Raw genomic sequence first — 17,702 nt, forward strand, 5'->3', positions numbered from 1 at the left:
CATGCGGGGCATTGCGGAAATGCTCTTCGGCGCAGGCGCTGCGAAATAGTCCATGCTTGCCTTGAAGCACGGTTAAAAATGTGGCACCGCGAGATTAGGTCCATTTTGACGTGACATTAGCAGGTGCCCGTTATGAGCATGAACAAGTTCGTATTGGCGGCGACCGCAGCTTCGCTGGTCACGTCCTCGACATCGATCGCCGCCGCGTCTGCGCCGGTTCGTCCCTATTCGGTCCGGCTGTCCGATAGCAGGGCGATGGCGCTCAACGGCACGGCGCTGAGTGGTCGTGCCGGCGCAATTCTCGAGGATCCCAACTCGGCACTTCCGGGGACGCTGACGGCGCTGCTGGCATTGCTGGGCCTGGGTGTCGGTCTGGCTGTGATTGTGTCGACGGGCGACAGTTCCACGCCTGCGCCGACGCCCACGCCCACGCCGACGCCGACCCCCACACCGACGCCGACCCCCACACCGACGCCGACGCCCACACCGACGCCGACGCCCACACCGACGCCGACGCCCACACCGACGCCGACGCCCACGCCTACTCCGACAAGCCCTGGTTGATCGGTAACGCTTCGGGCTGAATTGCGCAGACTGGCCAGCCCGCGGTCGTTGCGTGGCTCTGCTTTACTGCAGGCGCGGTGATTTCTTCCGGACAGGACGCTGGGCGCGCGGCAGTGTCGTGCGCGATTCGCTTAATCATGCAGAGCGCCCGGCTCCGCGTGCCGGCCGGGTATCATGCCGTCAGCGGAAGTCGACTTTCCACTGCTCGAGTTCGAGATTGCCGAAGCCCTTGATCGGCTCGGCACCAATGGCCAGTCCGGTCAGCCATTCCTTGCCGGTAATCTTGCCCTTGCCGCGCAACCAGTGGAGGGCATGCAGCATGTCGATCTCGCCCTTGCGGACATCGTCGCCATTGGCTGCCGAAAAGGTCAGATAGGTGTCGAAAATGACGACCCGCCATTGGCGCCCCTGGGGATCCGTGTAGGTGCCATAGGCCTGCCCGTCGTCCAGGAATCGCTTCGTGGCCTCCGACATGTGGAGCAGCCAGCCGATCTCGATCAGCTTGGACTCATTGTCCTTCGGATTTGAGCGGAGATAGAATTCGGTGAGGACCGTCGATTCACCGAACCTGAAGTCTCCCGTCCAGGCAAATCGGGTGCTGAGAGCGGTCATGGCGTTCACCTGACGCGGCTGCACCGGCGCCTCGGGTTCTCCGCCGTCGGCATTGCCGAAGGCCACGTGATGATAGCCCCATACGCCGACGCCGTTTCTTGGCGAAAAGGGCGGCCAGGCCCAGTTGAACCTGACATTGCCCGGGAATCTCGCCGGGTCGATCCACATCGTCTCGGAGACGTTCGACCAGGCCCGCAGGACCGGCATGTCGGTGACTGCCCAGGGCTGGACATGGGCAAGATACTGGCCGGACGTGTAGGTCGTCCTTGCCGCGACCGAGATGCGGTCGCCCTGGCCCGAGAGCCTGAACAGAAACGGTATCGCGAGCACAAGCAGGATCAGCACGAGGGTCGCTGCGCAACCGATGCCGGCAAGTCTTCGATAGCGTGGCGCGATCATCGAGCTCTGTCCCTGAAATGGCGCATCCCCACCAGGAACAGCAGGCGGCACCCCGGAGAGGTAGCCGAGCGGTCCCATTTTGCCAACCTCGCGAGCGGTGCATCACGCTTGATTGGCTGTTTCATTGGGAACGGTGCGCCGATACTGGTGGGCGATGCGCGGGGAAGAGGGCAGGGCCGAGATGTTGGAGCGTCCGTCCGCAGGTCCTGCCGGACACGATGAGTATCAGTCGATCCAGTGTCTCCGGGCGCTCGCGGCGCTCATGGTGCTCGTCTATCACGTGGGAACCACGCTATCGGTGCTGCACGACGGTCCCGTGCGGCCGCATTGGCTGACCGCCGGCGTCGACATCTTCTTCGTGGTCAGCGGCTTCGTGATGGTCGTTGCGACCCGGCGGCGCCCGGTCGGCCCAGGCCGGTTTCTCAGGGCGAGAATGGCCCGGATCGTGCCGCTCTACTGGGTCGCGACACTGTTGTACGCGGCCTTGCTCGTGCTTCAGCGGCAGGGCGCGCCGTCTCTGGAGGAACTGCTCAAGTCGCTGTTCTTCGTCTTCTACACCAACCCGCGGACCGGCGAGCCGACCCCTCTGCTGGTGCCCGGATGGTCGCTCAACTACGAAGTCTATTTCTATGTGATGTTCGCCGCGGTGCTGTGGCTGAGCGTCGCGCGGCGCATCCTGGTGCTGGGCGCGATTTTCGCGTTCATCTGCATGTTCCGCCCGCTGGTGCCGGCGGACGACGCCCTGTTGTTTCGACTGACCAGCCCGCATCCCCTGGAATTCGTGGCGGGCATGGCACTTGCCTATGCCGCCTCTGCGGCGTCGCGCTTGCCGGCCTGGAGCGGCGCGATCCTGATCGCGGTCGCCTTCGCCGGCCTTGCGACGATCGGGACCGGGCTGTCACGCGTGCTGTTCTTCGGCCCATTCGCGATCGCGATCGTCGCCGGAGCGGTGATTGCGGAGCCCCTGTTTCGTATGGCCGTGCTCGGACCGCTGCGGCGGCTCGGCGATGCCAGCTACAGCCTCTACCTGACGCACCCGCTCGTCGTGACCCTGCTGCTGCCCCTGCTTGCGCCCGGTACGGCCGTCGCGGGAGCGGCAATCACGATGGCGATCGCATCCATCGTCGCCGCATTCCTGTCCTATCATGCGTTCGAACTGCCCATTGCCGGGCTCGCCAGGGGATGGATCCGGGGGCGGCGGTCAAACGCGCCGGCGACGGAGGCGGACCGACCGTCCGGGTGAGCGGCCCTCCGGGTTGATGCGACGCGATGATCTGCCGGAGGCAGAGGCGTTTGCCGACCGGGATTGAACTCCAAGGTCAGCCTGCCCGGGTCCCCCGCGCTGCCGGCATCACGCTCCGGTCTATCGCGTGGTCTCGTCCTTCGCCTCGGCGTGCAGAACCATCTCGCGCAGCAGGCGGGTGAGGTTGCCCGGGTCATAGGGCTTGGGGAGAAACACGCTGCCTTCGGGCAGTTCGGCCGGCGCGCGTGCTGCCTTGCCCGAAGTCACGATGATCTCGATCGGCGGCCAGCGGTCGCGCACGCAGGCGGCCAGCTTCAGCCCGTCGATGCTGCCGGGCATGTCGATATCGGTGAAGACCGCCTGGATGTCCGAACGGTGCCCGAGCGTCAGGATCGCGATATCGGCATTTTCCGCCTCGATCGCGACAAACCCGGCATCCTCGACCAGATCGACCGCGAGCATTCGCTGAAGCGGTTCGTCCTCTACGACGAGAACCACCGGAGCCTGGAAGGGGGGATGAGCCAAATTGATGAACTTCCGGCTTTGGGGGTCGGGTTGAGGAGGCGAGCGGGTGGCCCGGATCGTCAATAACCAGATAATGCATCCGGTAGTTCCGCGCCGGTCCTGAAATGCACGATCGGCCGATCTGTTCCACAACCGTACCGAAACCGCATCAAGCGCGAGTCGATGAAACCGGCACCGTCAGGCCCGCGCGTCTCCAACCGTCGCGTCCGCCGGCTGGGCGCTTTGCGCCAGCGGCAGCGTCACGGTGAAGACGCTTCCCTTGCCGTCGCCCTCGCTCGCCACCGCGATCGATCCGCCGTGGAGTGCGACCAGCTGGTTCACCAGCGCCAGTCCCACACCCATGCCGCCGGCCGCGAAATCGCGATGACCCTCGACCTGGGTGAAGATCTGGAAGATGCGCGACTGCATCGTCGGCGGGATGCCGACGCCATTATCTTCCACGACGATGTCGACCTGAGCGTCACGCGGGACCGCGGCCAGAGCCACCTTGCCGCCTGCAGGCGTATATTTAGCGGCATTGTTGAGCAGGTTGGATACGACCTGCGCGATCCGGGTGTGATCCGCCTCCAGCCAGATCGGTTCGTCCGGGAGGCGGACGGTAAAATCATGGCCGGCGGCGTCGAGATTGGGCTGGCTGGCCTCGATCGCCGAGCGCAGGATCGTGTCGAGCTCGATGCGCTCGGTGCGCAGCGAAATCTTGCCCTCGCTGATCCGCGACAGGTCGAGCAGATCCTCGATCAGTCGTGACAGGTGCGTCAGCTGGCGACCCATCTGTTCATGGATGATTTCGGTCCGCGCGGGGTCGTCGCGCTTCTTGCGCATCAGGTGGAAGCCTGCGAACAGCGCGGAAACCGGGTTGCGCAGCTCGTGGCCCAGTACCGCGAGAAACTCGTCCTTGCGTCGATCGGCCTCCCGCAGCGACTGCGCCGCCGCCTCCAGCTCGTCGCGATGTGCGGCCAGCAGCTGGCGCTGGCGATACAGGTCGAAGAAAACCTCCGCCTTGCTGCGAAGGATGTCCGGCTCGATCGGCTTCTGGATGAAATCGACAGCGCCCGCCTCATAGCCGCGGAAGCGCCGCTGATTGTCGGCGGTGCCGGCGGTGACGAAGATGATCGGAATATGACGCGTGCGTTCGTTGCCGCGCATGAATTCGGCAAGCTCGAACCCGTTCATCTCGGGCATCTGCACGTCGAGCAGCGCGAGCGCGACATCGTGCCGCAGCAACAGCTCGAGCGCATCGTCCCCCGAGCGCGCCTTGAGCAGCACGATGCCGTCGCGCGCCAGCAGTGCCTCCAGCGAAAGCAGGTTTTCCGCTAGGTCGTCGACCAGGAGGAAGTGGACGGGGCTCAGCTCTCGATTCACGACTCGCCTGCTTTCACCAGATGGGATGCGATCGCCTCCAGCGGCAGGACCGAAGCGGATGGACATAGGTTGATTGCGGCGCGCGGCATCGCGTCGGCATAGGCGCCGTCCGGCGCTTCTACGATCCCTACGCCGCCAGCGTCGATGATTGCCCGCAACCCCTGGGCGCCATCGGCGTTGGCGCCGGTCAGGATGATGCCGATCACCTCCGGTCCATAGGCGTCGGCGGCGCTTTCGAACAGCACGTCGATCGATGGCCGCGAATAATGCACCGGCAGGTCGTTCGACAGCGACAGCGTCGCGTCGTCCTCGACCATCAGGTGATAGTCGGCGGGCGCGAAATAGACGGTAGCCGGGGCGATCGGTTCCTTGTCCTCCGCCTCGCGCACCGCGATCCGGCATTTATGCTGGAACAGCGGCGCCAGAAAATTGCTGCGATCCGCCGGCACATGGACCACGACCAGCACCGGCAGCCGATAGTCGGCGGGCAGTGCCGGCAGCAGTTCGGACAGCGCCTGGACCGCGCCGGCCGACGCGCCGATGACCACCGCACGCGGCGCCGTCATGCGTCCACCTTCTGGTAGAGTTTCTCGGTCCGCACGAAATCGGCAAAGGCGGCCGAGTGGCGCGAGAAGCGCAGGCTTTCCTTCGACCCCAGCCCGAGCAGCCCGCCGTGCGCCAGCGAATCGCGGAACAGGCCGATTGCGCGGTCCTGAAGATCGCGGTCGAAATAGATCATGACGTTGCGGCAGGAGATCAGCTGCATCTCGGCGAACACCGCGTCGGTGACCAGGCTGTGATCGGAGAACACGACCCGCTCGCGCAGGCTCTTGTCGAACACGGCGCCGCCATAGGCGGTGGTGTAATAGTCCGATAGCGACGACTTGCCGCCCGACTGCCGGTGATTCTCGGTGAAACCCCTGATCCGGTCGAGCGCATAGATGCCGCGCGCCGCGGCATCAAGCGCATCCTGGTTGATGTCGGTCGCGTAGAAGATCGTGCGATCCTCCAGCCCCTCTTCGCGGAACAGGATGACGAAGGAATAGAGTTCCTCGCCGGTGCTGCACCCCGCAATCCAGATCTTGAGCGAGGGATAGGTGCGCAGCCGCGGGATCACCTGCTCGCGGATCGCACGGAAATAGCCGGGGTCGCGGAAGAATTCGCTCACCTGCACCGTGAGATAGCCCAGCATCGTCTGCAGGAAGCTCTCGTCGTGCAGCAGCCGTTCCTGCATCGCCGAGAAGGTCGCGAAGCCGAGCTGCTGGCGCGCCTGGCGCAGGCGTCGCCGGATCGATGCCTGCGCATAGCTGCGAAAGTCGTAATGATAGCGCTGGTACAGCGCCTCCAGCAGCAGGCGGATCTCGATATCGTCGACGCTGTCGCTCATGCCTGGATCACCGCGGCATCCACACCCGGACGAGCGACAGCAACCGGTCGACGTCGATCGGCTTGGCCATATAGTCGCTGGCGCCCGCCTCGATGCAGCGCTGCTGGTCGTCGGGCATCGCCTTGGCGGTCAGGGTGATGATCGGCAGCTTCTTCCAGCGCGCATCCTCGCGGATGTGGCGGGTGGCGGTGAGGCCGTCCATGATCGGCATCATCACGTCCATCAGCACCAGGTCGATCGATGCGCCGCCGTCCTGCGTCGAGCGGTCGAGCACATCGATCGCCTCGCGCCCGTTGCGGGCGATCTCGATCGTCGCGCCGCGCGGCTCGAGGATGTTGGTCAGCGAGTAGATGTTGCGGACATCGTCCTCGACGATGAGGATGCGGCGACCCTCCAGGATGGCATCGCGGTTGCGCGCCTGCTGGATCATCTTCTGCTGCTCGGGCGGCATTTCGGTCACGACGCGGTGGAGGAACAGCGACACCTCGTCGAGCAGCCGCTCGGGCGAGCGCGCGCCCTTGATGATGATCGAGTCCGAATAGCGGCGCAGCCGCTGCTCGTCGTCGGGGGACAGGTCGTGGCCGGTATAGACGATCACCGGCGGGAAGCTGTGCCCGCCTTCCTCACGCAGCTGTTCGAGCAGCGAGAAGCCCGAGGCATCGGGCAGGCTGAGGTCGAGCACCATGCAATCGAACACGTCCGATTCGAGCTTCTCGATGCATTCCGCCGCGGTGCGTGCGCCAACCGTCTCGACATCGGCCGACCCCAGCAGCTGCGCCACGGCGTCGAGCTGGACCTCGTCATCCTCCACGATCAGCACGCGGCGCACCTTGCGGTCCATCTTGGCTGCCAGCGCGCCGAGCACATCGGCCAGGTCGTCGCGCTTCACCGGCTTCACCAGATAGCCGATCGCGCCGAGCGACAGCGCGGTCTGGGCATGGTCGCTGGCCGAGACGACATGGACGGGGATGTGGCGGGTGGCCACGTCGGTCTTCAGCCGGTCGAGTACCGCCAGCCCCGACTGGTCGGGCAGTCCGATGTCGAGCACGACCGCGCTCGGCTGATATTGCCGGGCGAGCGACAGCGCTTCCTCGGCAGTGCCGGCGACCAGGCATTTGAAGCCCATCTCGTGCGCCAGATCGCGCACGATGCCGGCGAAGCTGGCGTCGTCCTCGACCACCAGCAGGATCCGCTCCGCGCTGTCCAATATGTCGCGATCGTCATCCACCCGGCGGCGCAACTGCAGCTTCGGTGGCGCCGGAACCTCGCGCGCAGGGGCCGGCAGATGCGATGCGGGGGCGCCCGGCTTCGTTTCGGGCAGGTCGGGCCCGTCGATCGCGAGCGGAATGGTCAGCGTGAACCGGCTGCCCTTGCCGGGCGTGCTTTCCAGTGAGATCGCGCCGCCCAGCAACCGGGCAAGCTCGCGCGAGATCGACAGGCCCAGGCCGGTGCCGCCATATTTGCGGCTGATCGTGCCGTCGGCTTGGCGGAACGCCTCGAAGATGCTGCGCTGCTGCTCCTCCGAAATGCCGATGCCGGTATCGGCGACGGTGAGGGCCAGATGATCCCGGCCGTCGCGCCGGATCTCCAGCGTCACCTGGCCAGCCTCGGTGAACTTGAACGCATTGGACAGCAGGTTCTTCAGGATCTGGTCGAGCCGCTGGCGATCGGTGTCGATCGTGCCAGGGCCGCCCTGATCCAGCGCGATCTCGAACGTCAGCTCGCGTTCGTTGGCCACCGGCTGGAACAGCTGGCGCATGTCGCCGACCACCCGGTCCAGCGACACTGTCTCGGGCTGGATCTGGATATGGCCGGCCTCGATCTTCGACAGGTCGAGAATGTCGTTGATCAGCGCCAGCAGGTCGTTGCCCGACGAATGGATCGTCCGGGCATATTTCACCTGGTCGTCGCTCAGATTGCCGTTCGGGTTGTCGCCCAGCAGCTTCGACAGGATCAGCAGCGAGTTCAGCGGCGTGCGGAGTTCGTGCGACATGTTGGCGAGGAAGTCGCTCTTGTAGCGGCTCGCCTGCTCGACCTCGCGCGCCTTCTGCTCGACCTCGACATTGGCGCGTTCCAGGTCGTCGCGCTGCGCCTCGAGCAGCTGGGCCTGTTCTTCCAGCTGGGCATTGGTCTGCTCCAGCTCGACCTGCTGCTGCTCCAGCCTGGCCTGCGATTCCTTCAGCGCGCGGCTCTGTTCCTCCAGCTCCTCGTTCGAGACGCGCAGTTCCTCGCTCTGGACCTGCAGCTCCTCCGACTGGCGCTGCGTCTCTTCGAGCAGATTCTGCAGTTCGGTGCGGAAGCGGGCCGAGCGCAGCGCGACGCCGATCGCGGACGAGGCTTCCTCGAGGAATTGCAGCGTGAGCGGGCTGACCGGCTGGAGGAAACCGAGTTCGATGACGCCCTGCACGTCGCCATCGGCGGTGGCGGGCGAGATCGTGAGGTGGCGCGGCCGTCCTTGGCCGAGCGCGGATCCGATCGTCAGATAGCCCTGTGGCACGTCGCTGATCAGGCTCTGGCGGTTGTCTGCCACGACGCGGCCCAGCAGCCCGTCATTGATCGCGAAGCGATCGATGATCGCGGCGTCGGCCGGCACGCCCGATGTGGCGATCCGCTCGAACGACGCGCCGTCGCGCGAGAAGACCGCACCGCCCTGGGCGCCCAGGAAGTCCGACAGGAACGCCAGGACATTGTCGCCCAGCGCGCCGCTCCGCTGGTCGCCCAGCATCGCGGACGACAGGTCCGCCTGGCCGGTCTGGAGCCATTGCTGGCGGTTGCGCGCCGTCGCCGCCCGCCGCACGAGCAGCCCGACGATCAGCGTGATCAGGACGCCCAGCAGGCCGGTCATGATGCTGCTCACCCAGGCGGTCGTGTAGGCCAGGTCCATTTCGGTGATGCGCTCCTGGCGCAGCCGGGTCTCCTCCTGCTGCATCTGCCCGAGCTGGTCGCGGATGCCGTCCATCTCGACCTTGCCGCGATCGGTGTTGACGATCGCCCGCGACGCGGCCTCGCCATCTGAGCGACGGGTGCTGATCGTCTCGCCCAGCTCGGCCAGCTTGGCCTGGGCATGGCGCCGCAGCGACGTCAGCCGGGCGATCTGGCTCGGATTGTCGCGGGTCAGGGCGGCGATCGCGTCCAGCCTCGGCTCGATCGACGACACCGCTTCCTCGTACGGCGCCAGATAGCGCTCGTCGCCGGTCAGCAGGAACCCGCGCTGTCCGGTTTCGGCATCCTGCATCGTCGACATCAACCGCTCGAGCGCGATGATCACTTCGTGCGTATGCTGGATCCGAGCAGTGTCCGCCCGCAACATGCTGATGTTGCGATAGGCCAGCGTGCCGCTGCCCAGGAAAAACAGGATCACGACGAACAGACCGATCCCCACCCGCAGGTCGAGCTTGGACTTGGGCGCGCGGGATGCGGCGGTCATGCAGTCTCCGGATTTTGAAACGATCGACTGCGGCATGCCTATCGGCGCTTTTGCCGCAAGTTCAAGGTGGTTGCCCGATCAAATGGCCATTCGGCCGCATGTCGGCGGGCGGGGCGCTGCCCGATTCAGTGCGGCGCCGCGTTCGCTCGCTTCAGGAGACGAGCCTCGCGTCCCCCTGGGGGGAAGTCCAGGTCGTCTATCTGTCGGAAGAAATGGTGCTGCCGGTGAGGATTGAACTCACGACCTCAGCCTTACCAAGGATGCGCTCTACCACTGAGCTACGGCAGCACTCGCGGGTCGGAACCTGCGGGGAGGGGCCTATGTGCAGGGGACCCCCCGATTGTCAACCAGATGTTTCGCGGTTTATCGCAATCAGCATGAGCAATTCGGAAAAACAGGCGCGTCTGGCAGAGGCGCTGCGCGCCAATCTTCGTCGGCGAAAGGCCCAGGCGCGCGAGGTCCGCGCGACCGGCGATTCGCCGGAGGCCGGCGCCTCGCCCGAGGACGAGGCGCCGAAGCCCGACTAGATTTCCGCGCACTTCGCCTCGAGCCAGGCCAGGTCCTCGCCCTCCAGCTGGGGGGAGAGAATCGCCAGAACCTGCGCGTGATAGGCGTTGAGCCACGTCCGTTCCTCGGCGCTGAGCAGGCTCGACTCGATCAGCGTGCGCTCGATCGGCGCGAAGGTCAGCGTTTCGAAGCCCAGCATCGTCTGCTCGGCGCCCGGAATATCCTTTTCGATCACCAGCACCAGATTCTCGATGCGGATGCCGAAATCGCCTGCCTTGTAGTATCCGGGCTCATTAGACAGGAACATGCCGACACGCAGCGGCTCCAGCGCCTGGCCGCCGGGATAGAAGGGCTGGGCGATTCGCTGGGGCCCCTCATGCACCGACAGATAGGATCCGACGCCGTGGCCGGTGCCATGCGCATAATCGAGGCCGACTTCCCATAGCGGGCGCCGGGCGAAACCGTCGAGCTGCGCCCCGGTGGTGCCGGCCGGGAAGGTCGCGGTGGCGATCGCGATATGCCCCTTCAGCACCCGGGTGAAGCGGTCGCGCATTTCCCGGGTCGGCTCGCCGACCGGCATCACCCGGGTCACGTCGGTCGTGCCGTCGGCATATTGGCCGCCCGAATCGACCAGGTAGAGCTGGCCCCGCTCGACCGGCAGGTTGCTTTCCTCGGTCGCCTTGTAGTGCGGGATCGCGCCATGCGGACCGGTGGCGGAGATGGTCGAGAAGCTCAAATCCTTGAGCACGCCGGTCTCGCGGCGAAACGCCTCGAGCCTCTCCTCGCACGACAATTCGGTCAGCCCGCCCTGCGGCGCGGTCGCCTCGAACCAGCGCAGGAAGCGGCTCAGCGCGGCGCCGTCGCGCGCCTGGGCGGCGCGGTGGCCGGCGATCTCGACCGGGTTCTTCAAAGCTTTGGCCAGCACCACCGGATCGCGCAGCTGAAGGATCTTCGCCCCGCCCGCGTCAAGCGAATCGAAGATCGCGGCGACCGCACGCTCGGGATCGGCGGCGACGCGCTTGCCCTTCAGCGCCTCCAGCGCCGGGGCGAAGGCGCTGCGCTCGTGCACGCGGATTGCGTTGCCCAGATGCTGGGCGACCGCGTCGGTCATCTTCTCGCCCGCGACGAACAGGTCGGCGGTCCCGTCCGAATTGACGATGGCATAGGCCAGCGCGACCGGTGTGTGACTGACGTCGGTGCCGCGGATGTTGAACGCCCATGCGATCGAATCGAGCGCCGAGAGCACCACCGCATCCGCCTTGCGCTCGTTCAGCCAGTCGGCGATCTCCGCGCGCTTGGCCGCCGAGGACTTGCCGCTATGCGCGTCGCTCTGCACCGCCAGCGTGTCGGGTGATGGAGCGGGGCGGTCGGCCCATACCGCGTCGATCGGGTTGCGCTCGACCGCGACCAGTTCCGCGCCGTTCTCGGCCAGCGCCTTGCGCGCTTCCTCGACCCAGGCGCGGGTGTGCAGCCACGGATCGTAGCCGATGCGCCCGCCATCGGAGACATGCTCGCCCAGCCAGCCGGCGACGCTGGTCGCGGGCACCGCGACATAGGCCCAGTGATCGCCCGACACCTGCTGGCGCACTTGCAGCGTATAGCGGCCATCGGTGAAGATCGCCGCTTCCTGCGGCAGCACCGCCGCGGTGCCCGCCGATCCCTGGAATCCGGTAAGCCAGCCCAGCCGCTGGGCATAGGCGCCGACATATTCGGACATATGCTCGTCGGTCAGCGGCACGACGAAGCCGTCGAGACGGTCGTGCTTCAGCTGTTCGCGAAGGGCGGAAAGGCGGTCGGCATAGGAAGACATGTCAAAACCTGCAGGCTCAGTGGACCATAAGCGGACGGTCCCGAACACCCCATCGTCCCAGCCGATGCGAACGCGGCGGCGGAACGGGACGGGACCTGCGCATCCCGTTTCTCTGGCAGATTTGCGCGCTATAGAACAGGCCGAACGCGATGGAGGGAACGATGGACGCCACACAGCTGATGGATTGGTTTCCCTATGTGTTTCCCGTCTTTTTCGTCTGCATGTGGCTGGGCGTCACCAAGCTGCTCGCCTGGAAATCGGGCTGGGAGGAGCTGCAGGATCTCTACCCCGATCGCGACGATCCGGCCCTGCTGTCCCTGCATTTCCAGTCGGGCGTGCTGAACGCAATGCTCCAGATGAGCGGCGTTCTCGGCCTGGCCGCCACCCGGACGGGACTGCGGCTGCGCATCCTGCGCCTGTTCGGTCCCTTCTGCCGGCCGTTCCTCGTGCCGTGGCGCGAGATCCGGGTCGAGCCCGTCACCGGCCGCTTCGTATTCGGGCGATATGTGCGCCTGCATTTCGGCACTGCCGATCGTGGCACGCTGGAGATTTCCGAGCGGACCTGGCAACGGCTGGTACGTCATGCCGGGCCGGCCGGCGTGGCGGGCCAGTCGGCGCGATAAGTGGCGGGCAGCGCTTTGGGCGCAAGCGACGGGACGCGGCGGCGTGGCCGACCCGCTATCGCATCGTTCGAAGGAGCTGGACGATGACCCTGTTGTTCACGACGATCCCCTCGCCGGTGGGTGCGCTGAAGCTGGTGGCCAGTGACGCCGGACTGGTCGCGATTCTGTGGGAAAACGACCGCGAAGGGCGGGTGCGGCTGGGTGCCATGGACGACGCGCCCGAGCATCCGGTTCTTGCGGAAGCGGGGCGCCAGCTGGGCGGCTATTTCGTAGGCAGTCGCACCGCCTTCGACCTGCCGCTCGATTTCCGCGGAACCGACTTCCAGAAACAGGTCTGGGCGGCATTGCTGACGATCCCGTTCGGACAGACGCGCAGCTATGGCGAGATCGCCCGCCAGATCGGCCGGCCGGGCGCGTCGCGTGCGGTCGGCGCGGCGAACGGCCGCAACCCGATCTCGATCGTCGCGCCATGCCACCGGGTGATCGGCACCGGCGGATCGCTGACCGGTTTCGCCGGCGGGCTCGAGGCCAAGGCGTTCCTGCTGAGGCACGAGGGGATGTCGACGCTGGTCTGAACGCTCGACAGGACCCGCATCGCGTCGCTAGGTCGGTGCGATGAACGACCTCCCCAAGCCGCCGGTCGCGGCGACCCGCCCGTACAGCTATACCCGTCACGGCGTCACCATCGAGGATCCCTGGGCCTGGCTGCGCGATCCGGGTTATCCGGAGGTCACCGACAAGGACGTGCTGGCCTATCTGGAGGCCGAGAATGCCTATTTCGAAGCGGTGATGAAGCCGCACAAGGCACTGTCCGACACCCTGTTCGACGAGATGCGCGCGCGCATCAAGGAAGACGAGGCGACCGTGCCGCAGAAGGACGGCGACTGGCTCTACTGGAGCGACCACGAGGTGGGCGGCGAATATCGCCGCTGGTGGCGAAAGCCAGTGGGCGGCGGTGCGGATCAGCTGATCCTCGACGAGCCGGCGCTGGCGAAGGGCAAGGACTATTTCCGCCTCGGTGCCCTGAGCGTCAGCCCCGATGGTCGCACGCTTGCCTATGCGATCGACGACAATGGGTCGGAGCGGTTCGAGACACGCGTCAAGGATATCGAGAGCGGCGAGCATCTGCCCGACGTCATCCCCGGCACGTTGTCCGAGCTGATCTGGACCGAGGATTCGGGCGGCTTCCTCTATGCGCTGGTCAACGACAACTGGCGGACCGACCGGGTGCGCTGGCACCGCTTGGGCCAGCCGGTCGAGCAGGATGTCGAGCTGTTCCACGAGGCGGACGAGGGCTTCCGCGTCGGGGTGGGCGAGACCCAATCGCGCAAATGGCTGATCGTTTCGACCGGCGACCATGTCACCAGCGAGATCTATCTGCTGCCGGCGAACGATCCGTCCGCGCCGCTGCTGTGCGTCGCGCCGCGCCAGACGGGCCGCGAATATGATGTCGACGAGCATGACGGCACGCTGTTCATCCACACCAACGACACTCACACCAACTGGCGGCTGGTGACCGCGCCGATCACCGCGCCGGGCGAATGGACCGAGCGGATCGCCCCGTCCGAGCATTTCTACATGACCGGCGTCGCCTGCTTCGCGAATTATTTCATCGTCGAGGGGCGCGAGGACGGGCTCGATCAGATCGACCTGCACGACTATGCGCCCGACGCCGCGCCGACGCGGATCGCCTTCCCGGAGGCGAGCTATGTCGCCGGACTGGGCGACAATCCCGAGTACGACATGGCGAAGCTGCGCATCGGCTATCAGTCGATGGTCACGCCGGGCACCGTCTATGACTATGAGGTCGCGACCGGCGCGCTGGAGGTGCTGAAGGTCCAGCCCATCCCCAGCGGCTACGACCCCGACAAATATCGCACCGAGCGGCTGAAGATCGCCGCACGCGACGGCACCGAGATTCCTGTCTCGATCGTCTATCCCCGCGACTTTCCGCGCGACGGCACGGGCAAGCTCTATCTCTATGCCTATGGCGCCTATGGTATCGCCATCCCGCCCGGTTTCTCGACCAGCCGCATGTCCTATCTCGATCGCGGCATGGCGTTCGCCATCGCCCATATCCGCGGCGGCGACGATCTTGGCCAGCAATGGTATCATGACGGCAAGCTGGAGAAGCGGACCAACACCTTCACCGACTTCGTCGATGTCGCGCGCGGGCTGATCGGCCACGGCTTCACCCACGAAGGCGGGATCGCCATCGCCGGCGGATCGGCAGGCGGCGAACTGATGGGCGCGGTCGTCAATTCGGACCCGGAATTGTGGGGCGCGGTGGTCGCCGACGTGCCGTTCGTCGACGTGCTCAACACCATGCTCGACGACAGCCTGCCGCTGACGCCGGGCGAATGGCCCGAATGGGGCAATCCGATCGAGGATGCCAGGGCGTTCGAGCTGATCCGCTCCTATTCGCCCTATGACAATGTGAAGGCGCAGGCCTATCCGCCGATGTTCATCTCGGGCGGGCTGAACGATCCCCGCGTCACCTATTGGGAGCCCGCCAAATGGGCGGCCCGCCTGCGGGCGACCAAGACCGATGACAATGTGCTGCTGCTCAAGACCAACATGGGCGCGGGCCATGGCGGCAAGTCGGGCCGCTGGGAAAGCCTTAGGGAGGCCGCCGACGAGATGGCGTTCGTCCTGTGGCAGCTAGGGATCGAGGGCTGAATCGGCCGGTCGCCGACGGACAGGGTGGGATCAGTCGATCGGGCTGATCTCGACCCGCGTCTGGCGGTGACAGGCGTGGCAAAAGGCGAAGTCGAAGACCTCGCGCACGGTCCACGCCTGATGGCGACTGTCCCATTGCGCCCAGGCTTCGCGGGTGACGTCGGTCGCGCCGCAATGGACGCAGCGATGATCGCATCGAAGGGCTGGCTGGCTCATGTCGGCCAGCCTATCGCGCTCCGTCAGGCCCGCGGATCCAATCCCCTCCGGATTGGACACGACTAGGAGTGAAATCGGCGATTTTGAAATTTATGGTGCTTTAGCACCATTTTCCTGGCCAGCCTGCTATCGCCCCGCCGATGCGAGTGGCGTTACGCAAGTTCGGGTGGCTCCTGCTGGGCAGTTTTGCGGCGGGACTGGGGATCATCGGCTGGGGCGGGGTGACGGGCCTGCCCGGTCCATCGCTGGCGATCTTCAGCGCTGATGACGGCGAGCGGCTCCGCTTCGGCTTCTGCCACACCGGGGGCGGCACCAATTGCGTCGTCGATGGCGACACGATCTGGATGCATGGCGAGAAGATCCGCATCGCCGACATCGACGCGCCTGAGACCCACCCGCCGCGCTGTGCCGAGGAAAAGCGGCTGGGCGAGGCCGCGACGAAGCGGCTCCAGGACCTGCTCAACGCCGGACCGGTGACGCTGGAGGTGAAGGGCCGCGCGACAGACCGTTACGGGCGCAAGCTCAGGATCGTGATCCGCGACGGCGAATCACTCGGCGCAAGGCTGGTCGACGAGGGGCTGGCCCGGCGCTGGACCGGGCGGCGCCAGCCCTGGTGCGACGCCCCCGATCCGGACTTCAGCGCTGCGCGCCGGCGACGCGCAGATCCTGCTCGATGATCTCGGGCGTCTTGTTCAGCGCGGGGCCGACCCGTGCGATCACCTCGTCCACGGCCTGTGGCTTGCACTGCCATTCATAGCCGCTGCGCGCGGTGCACGGCACCGGCGCGTTCGGATCGCTGATGCCGGCGATCAGCCAGCTGGCCCCGCGACCCAGGCCGAGCACGCCGTCATTGGCCTGCAGGATCTGGAACCAGCCAAAGCCATTGGCCTTGGTTACGATCGCCGCCTGATAGAGGGCCGGCCGCAGCGTATCGTTGGCATCGACGCGGTTGAGCGAAATCTGCCAGCGATTCGGTGCGCTTCGCGTGACTTCCATCGCACCGTCGGCGGCTTCGCCCATGAAGCTGTTGCATCCGGCCAGCAGCAGCGCCGCGCTGCCCGCGGCCACCAATCCCATCCGTGTCATTTCATCCCCCACCGCAGGCAGGACGCCCGCACCGCGCAGCCTATTCCGGTCGAACCCGGCTGTCACGCGCCGGCCTTGCGATGGCGGCACGGACATGATCGAAAGGGCGGGATGGACCGTCAGATCGCACATCACCTGCTGCTCGCCTGTGGTGCCAGCTATTCGCACATCATCGACCCGCGTCCGGCGGGATGGCTCGGCGAGCCGCTGCGGATCGAGCGGGGCGTGCCGCCCTGGCGGACGACGATCGACGTGGCGCTGGCCGGGCGGTTCGCCGAAGGCGTGGCGATCGCGTTTCGCGGCACGCTGCCCCCGATCGGCAGTCTGCACAGCGCGCTCGAGGTGATGTTCGACTGGGCGAACAACGGTGCGGCCTCATGCCGGCCGCATCCCGACTGGCCCGGCCGGGTCCATCGCGGCTTTGCCCAGTCGCTCTGCCGCCTGTGGAATGACAGCGCCGACTCGCCGGGGCTCGAGCGGGTCGTCGACGCGATGCTGGCCGAGGGCGGCCCGCGCCGCCTGTACCTGACCGGCCACAGCAAGGGCGGTGCGCTCGCCAACCTGTTCGCCTGGCGCGCGGCACGAACCTGGCCGGATCTCCCGATCGAGGTGGCGACCTTCGGCTCGGCGCGCGCGGGCAACGAGGCGTTTGCCGACGCCTTCGAGAGCGACTCCCGCATCGACTGCGTCCGTTACGAGACCGCGCTCGACATGATCCCCTATCTGCCGATGGGCTGGGACCGCGAGGATGCGGTGAAGGCGACCGTCCGCAAGATGTGGCCCGCGCTTCTGAACGGTGACTACCGCCCGGTCGGCCGCCGCGTCACCGCGACCGCGACGCTACCCGAATGGCGCGAGCGCAAGGCAGCCGAACTGCGCGCGATGTTCGCCGGCGGCTTCCACCCCGCCGCATGGCGCCACGACTTCCTCGGCGCGCACCTGATCGGGCCTGGGACGGATTATGATGCGCTGGTGGCGCGGGAGGTCGACGGACTGAACGAGTGACGGATCGTTGCACTTGCATTTCGATAAAGACGGAGTTAGGGCGCGCATCGATTTTGATTGGATCAACCATGTTCTCGCGTGTTGGATTTGAAGGTCTGCTGAACATCGCGTCGGGTAATTCCCGCGATGGAATGCTGTACCCGATCGAATTCTGATACGCCTCTGACGCTCGTCGTGGAGGCCTTGGCCTCCCGGACTCGCAAGACCCTGGATGGCCCGGCGCCTCCAGGGTTTTTTATTATCAGTGCACTGTCGCG

General features: G+C 66.2%; 17 protein-coding genes and 1 tRNA gene. 8 read left to right on the forward strand and 10 right to left on the reverse strand.

The window, feature by feature from the left end:
• Positions 1-132: 132 nt before the first annotated feature.
• Positions 133-564: a hypothetical protein gene (locus TPR58_RS13060; RefSeq protein ID WP_346247119.1), complete on the forward strand. Its 432-nt coding sequence runs from the start codon at positions 133-135 to the stop codon at positions 562-564.
• 180 nt (positions 565-744) lie between these two features.
• Here the strand turns inward: TPR58_RS13060 and TPR58_RS13065 are convergent, their stop codons facing one another.
• Positions 745-1,575, reverse strand: a complete 831-nt coding sequence (locus TPR58_RS13065; protein WP_346247120.1) for a hypothetical protein — start codon at positions 1,573-1,575, stop codon at positions 745-747.
• A 181-nt stretch (positions 1,576-1,756) separates the two neighbouring features.
• Here TPR58_RS13065 and TPR58_RS13070 point away from each other — a divergent pair, with 181 nt between their 5' ends.
• The gene (locus TPR58_RS13070) at positions 1,757-2,818 is read left to right on the forward strand and encodes an acyltransferase family protein (RefSeq protein WP_346247122.1); all 1,062 of its coding nucleotides are present in this window, start codon (positions 1,757-1,759) and stop codon (positions 2,816-2,818) included.
• Positions 2,819-2,938: 120 nt separating this feature from the next.
• On the opposite strand, the gene TPR58_RS13075 is transcribed toward TPR58_RS13070, so the two are convergent.
• The 6 genes from TPR58_RS13075 to TPR58_RS13100 form a co-directional block, all read right to left on the reverse strand.
• On the reverse strand, positions 2,939-3,316 hold the full coding sequence (locus tag TPR58_RS13075) for a response regulator (RefSeq protein WP_346247123.1): 378 nt from the start codon (positions 3,314-3,316) through the stop codon (positions 2,939-2,941).
• A gap of 204 nt (positions 3,317-3,520) precedes the next feature.
• On the reverse strand, positions 3,521-4,705 hold the full coding sequence (locus TPR58_RS13080) for a hybrid sensor histidine kinase/response regulator (RefSeq protein WP_346247124.1): 1,185 nt from the start codon (positions 4,703-4,705) through the stop codon (positions 3,521-3,523).
• On the reverse strand, positions 4,702-5,271 hold the full coding sequence (locus tag TPR58_RS13085) for a chemotaxis protein CheB (RefSeq protein ID WP_346247125.1): 570 nt from the start codon (positions 5,269-5,271) through the stop codon (positions 4,702-4,704). Before TPR58_RS13085 ends, TPR58_RS13080 begins: the two co-directional genes overlap by 4 nt.
• Positions 5,268-6,092 (reverse strand): CheR family methyltransferase, encoded by an 825-nt coding sequence (locus tag TPR58_RS13090; protein ID WP_346247126.1) that lies wholly within the window; start codon positions 6,090-6,092, stop codon positions 5,268-5,270. Before TPR58_RS13090 ends, TPR58_RS13085 begins: the two co-directional genes overlap by 4 nt.
• Positions 6,093-6,099: 7 nt before the next feature.
• The gene (locus TPR58_RS13095) at positions 6,100-9,519 is read right to left on the reverse strand and encodes a response regulator (protein WP_346247127.1); all 3,420 of its coding nucleotides are present in this window, start codon (positions 9,517-9,519) and stop codon (positions 6,100-6,102) included.
• Positions 9,520-9,732: 213 nt separating this feature from the next.
• A tRNA-Thr gene (locus TPR58_RS13100) sits at positions 9,733-9,807 on the reverse strand.
• An 89-nt stretch (positions 9,808-9,896) separates the two neighbouring features.
• Here TPR58_RS13100 and TPR58_RS13105 point away from each other — a divergent pair.
• Entirely contained in the window at positions 9,897-10,046 is a 150-nt protein-coding gene (locus TPR58_RS13105; RefSeq protein WP_346247128.1) for a hypothetical protein, read from the forward strand.
• Here TPR58_RS13105 and TPR58_RS13110 read toward each other — a convergent pair.
• Positions 10,043-11,836 (reverse strand): aminopeptidase P family protein, encoded by a 1,794-nt coding sequence (locus tag TPR58_RS13110; RefSeq protein WP_346247129.1) that lies wholly within the window; start codon positions 11,834-11,836, stop codon positions 10,043-10,045. The genes TPR58_RS13105 and TPR58_RS13110 overlap by 4 nt on opposite strands.
• Before the next feature lie 161 nt (positions 11,837-11,997).
• On the opposite strand from TPR58_RS13110, the gene TPR58_RS13115 reads away from it, so the two are divergent.
• The 3 genes from TPR58_RS13115 (at position 11,998) to TPR58_RS13125 (ending at position 15,138) form a co-directional block, all read left to right on the forward strand.
• Positions 11,998-12,459 carry a hypothetical protein gene (locus tag TPR58_RS13115; protein WP_346247130.1) on the forward strand — a complete coding sequence of 154 codons (462 nt, stop codon included), beginning with the start codon at positions 11,998-12,000 and terminating at the stop codon, positions 12,457-12,459.
• A gap of 83 nt (positions 12,460-12,542) precedes the next feature.
• Positions 12,543-13,034 (forward strand): methylated-DNA--[protein]-cysteine S-methyltransferase, encoded by a 492-nt coding sequence (locus TPR58_RS13120; RefSeq protein ID WP_346247131.1) that lies wholly within the window; start codon positions 12,543-12,545, stop codon positions 13,032-13,034.
• A 40-nt stretch (positions 13,035-13,074) separates the two neighbouring features.
• On the forward strand, positions 13,075-15,138 hold the full coding sequence (locus tag TPR58_RS13125; RefSeq protein ID WP_346247132.1) for a S9 family peptidase: 2,064 nt from the start codon (positions 13,075-13,077) through the stop codon (positions 15,136-15,138).
• A 30-nt stretch (positions 15,139-15,168) separates the two neighbouring features.
• On the opposite strand, the gene TPR58_RS13130 is transcribed toward TPR58_RS13125, so the two are convergent.
• Positions 15,169-15,354, reverse strand: a complete 186-nt coding sequence (locus tag TPR58_RS13130; protein ID WP_346247133.1) for a hypothetical protein — start codon at positions 15,352-15,354, stop codon at positions 15,169-15,171.
• A 140-nt stretch (positions 15,355-15,494) separates the two neighbouring features.
• Between TPR58_RS13130 and TPR58_RS13135 the strand changes: the two genes are divergently transcribed.
• Positions 15,495-16,031 carry a thermonuclease family protein gene (locus tag TPR58_RS13135; protein ID WP_346247134.1) on the forward strand — a complete coding sequence of 179 codons (537 nt, stop codon included), beginning with the start codon at positions 15,495-15,497 and terminating at the stop codon, positions 16,029-16,031.
• Here TPR58_RS13135 and TPR58_RS13140 read toward each other — a convergent pair.
• Positions 15,991-16,440 carry a hypothetical protein gene (locus TPR58_RS13140; protein ID WP_346247135.1) on the reverse strand — a complete coding sequence of 150 codons (450 nt, stop codon included), beginning with the start codon at positions 16,438-16,440 and terminating at the stop codon, positions 15,991-15,993. The two genes, TPR58_RS13135 and TPR58_RS13140, sit on opposite strands and share 41 nt — an antisense overlap.
• A gap of 111 nt (positions 16,441-16,551) precedes the next feature.
• Between TPR58_RS13140 and TPR58_RS13145 the strand changes: the two genes are divergently transcribed.
• Positions 16,552-17,445, forward strand: coding sequence for a lipase family protein (locus tag TPR58_RS13145; RefSeq protein ID WP_346247136.1), 894 nt, complete (start codon positions 16,552-16,554; stop codon positions 17,443-17,445).
• Positions 17,446-17,702 lie beyond the last annotated feature (257 nt).

This window comes from Sphingomonas rustica, assembly GCF_039652585.1.
Classification (GTDB): Bacteria; Pseudomonadota; Alphaproteobacteria; order Sphingomonadales; family Sphingomonadaceae; genus Sphingomonas; species Sphingomonas rustica.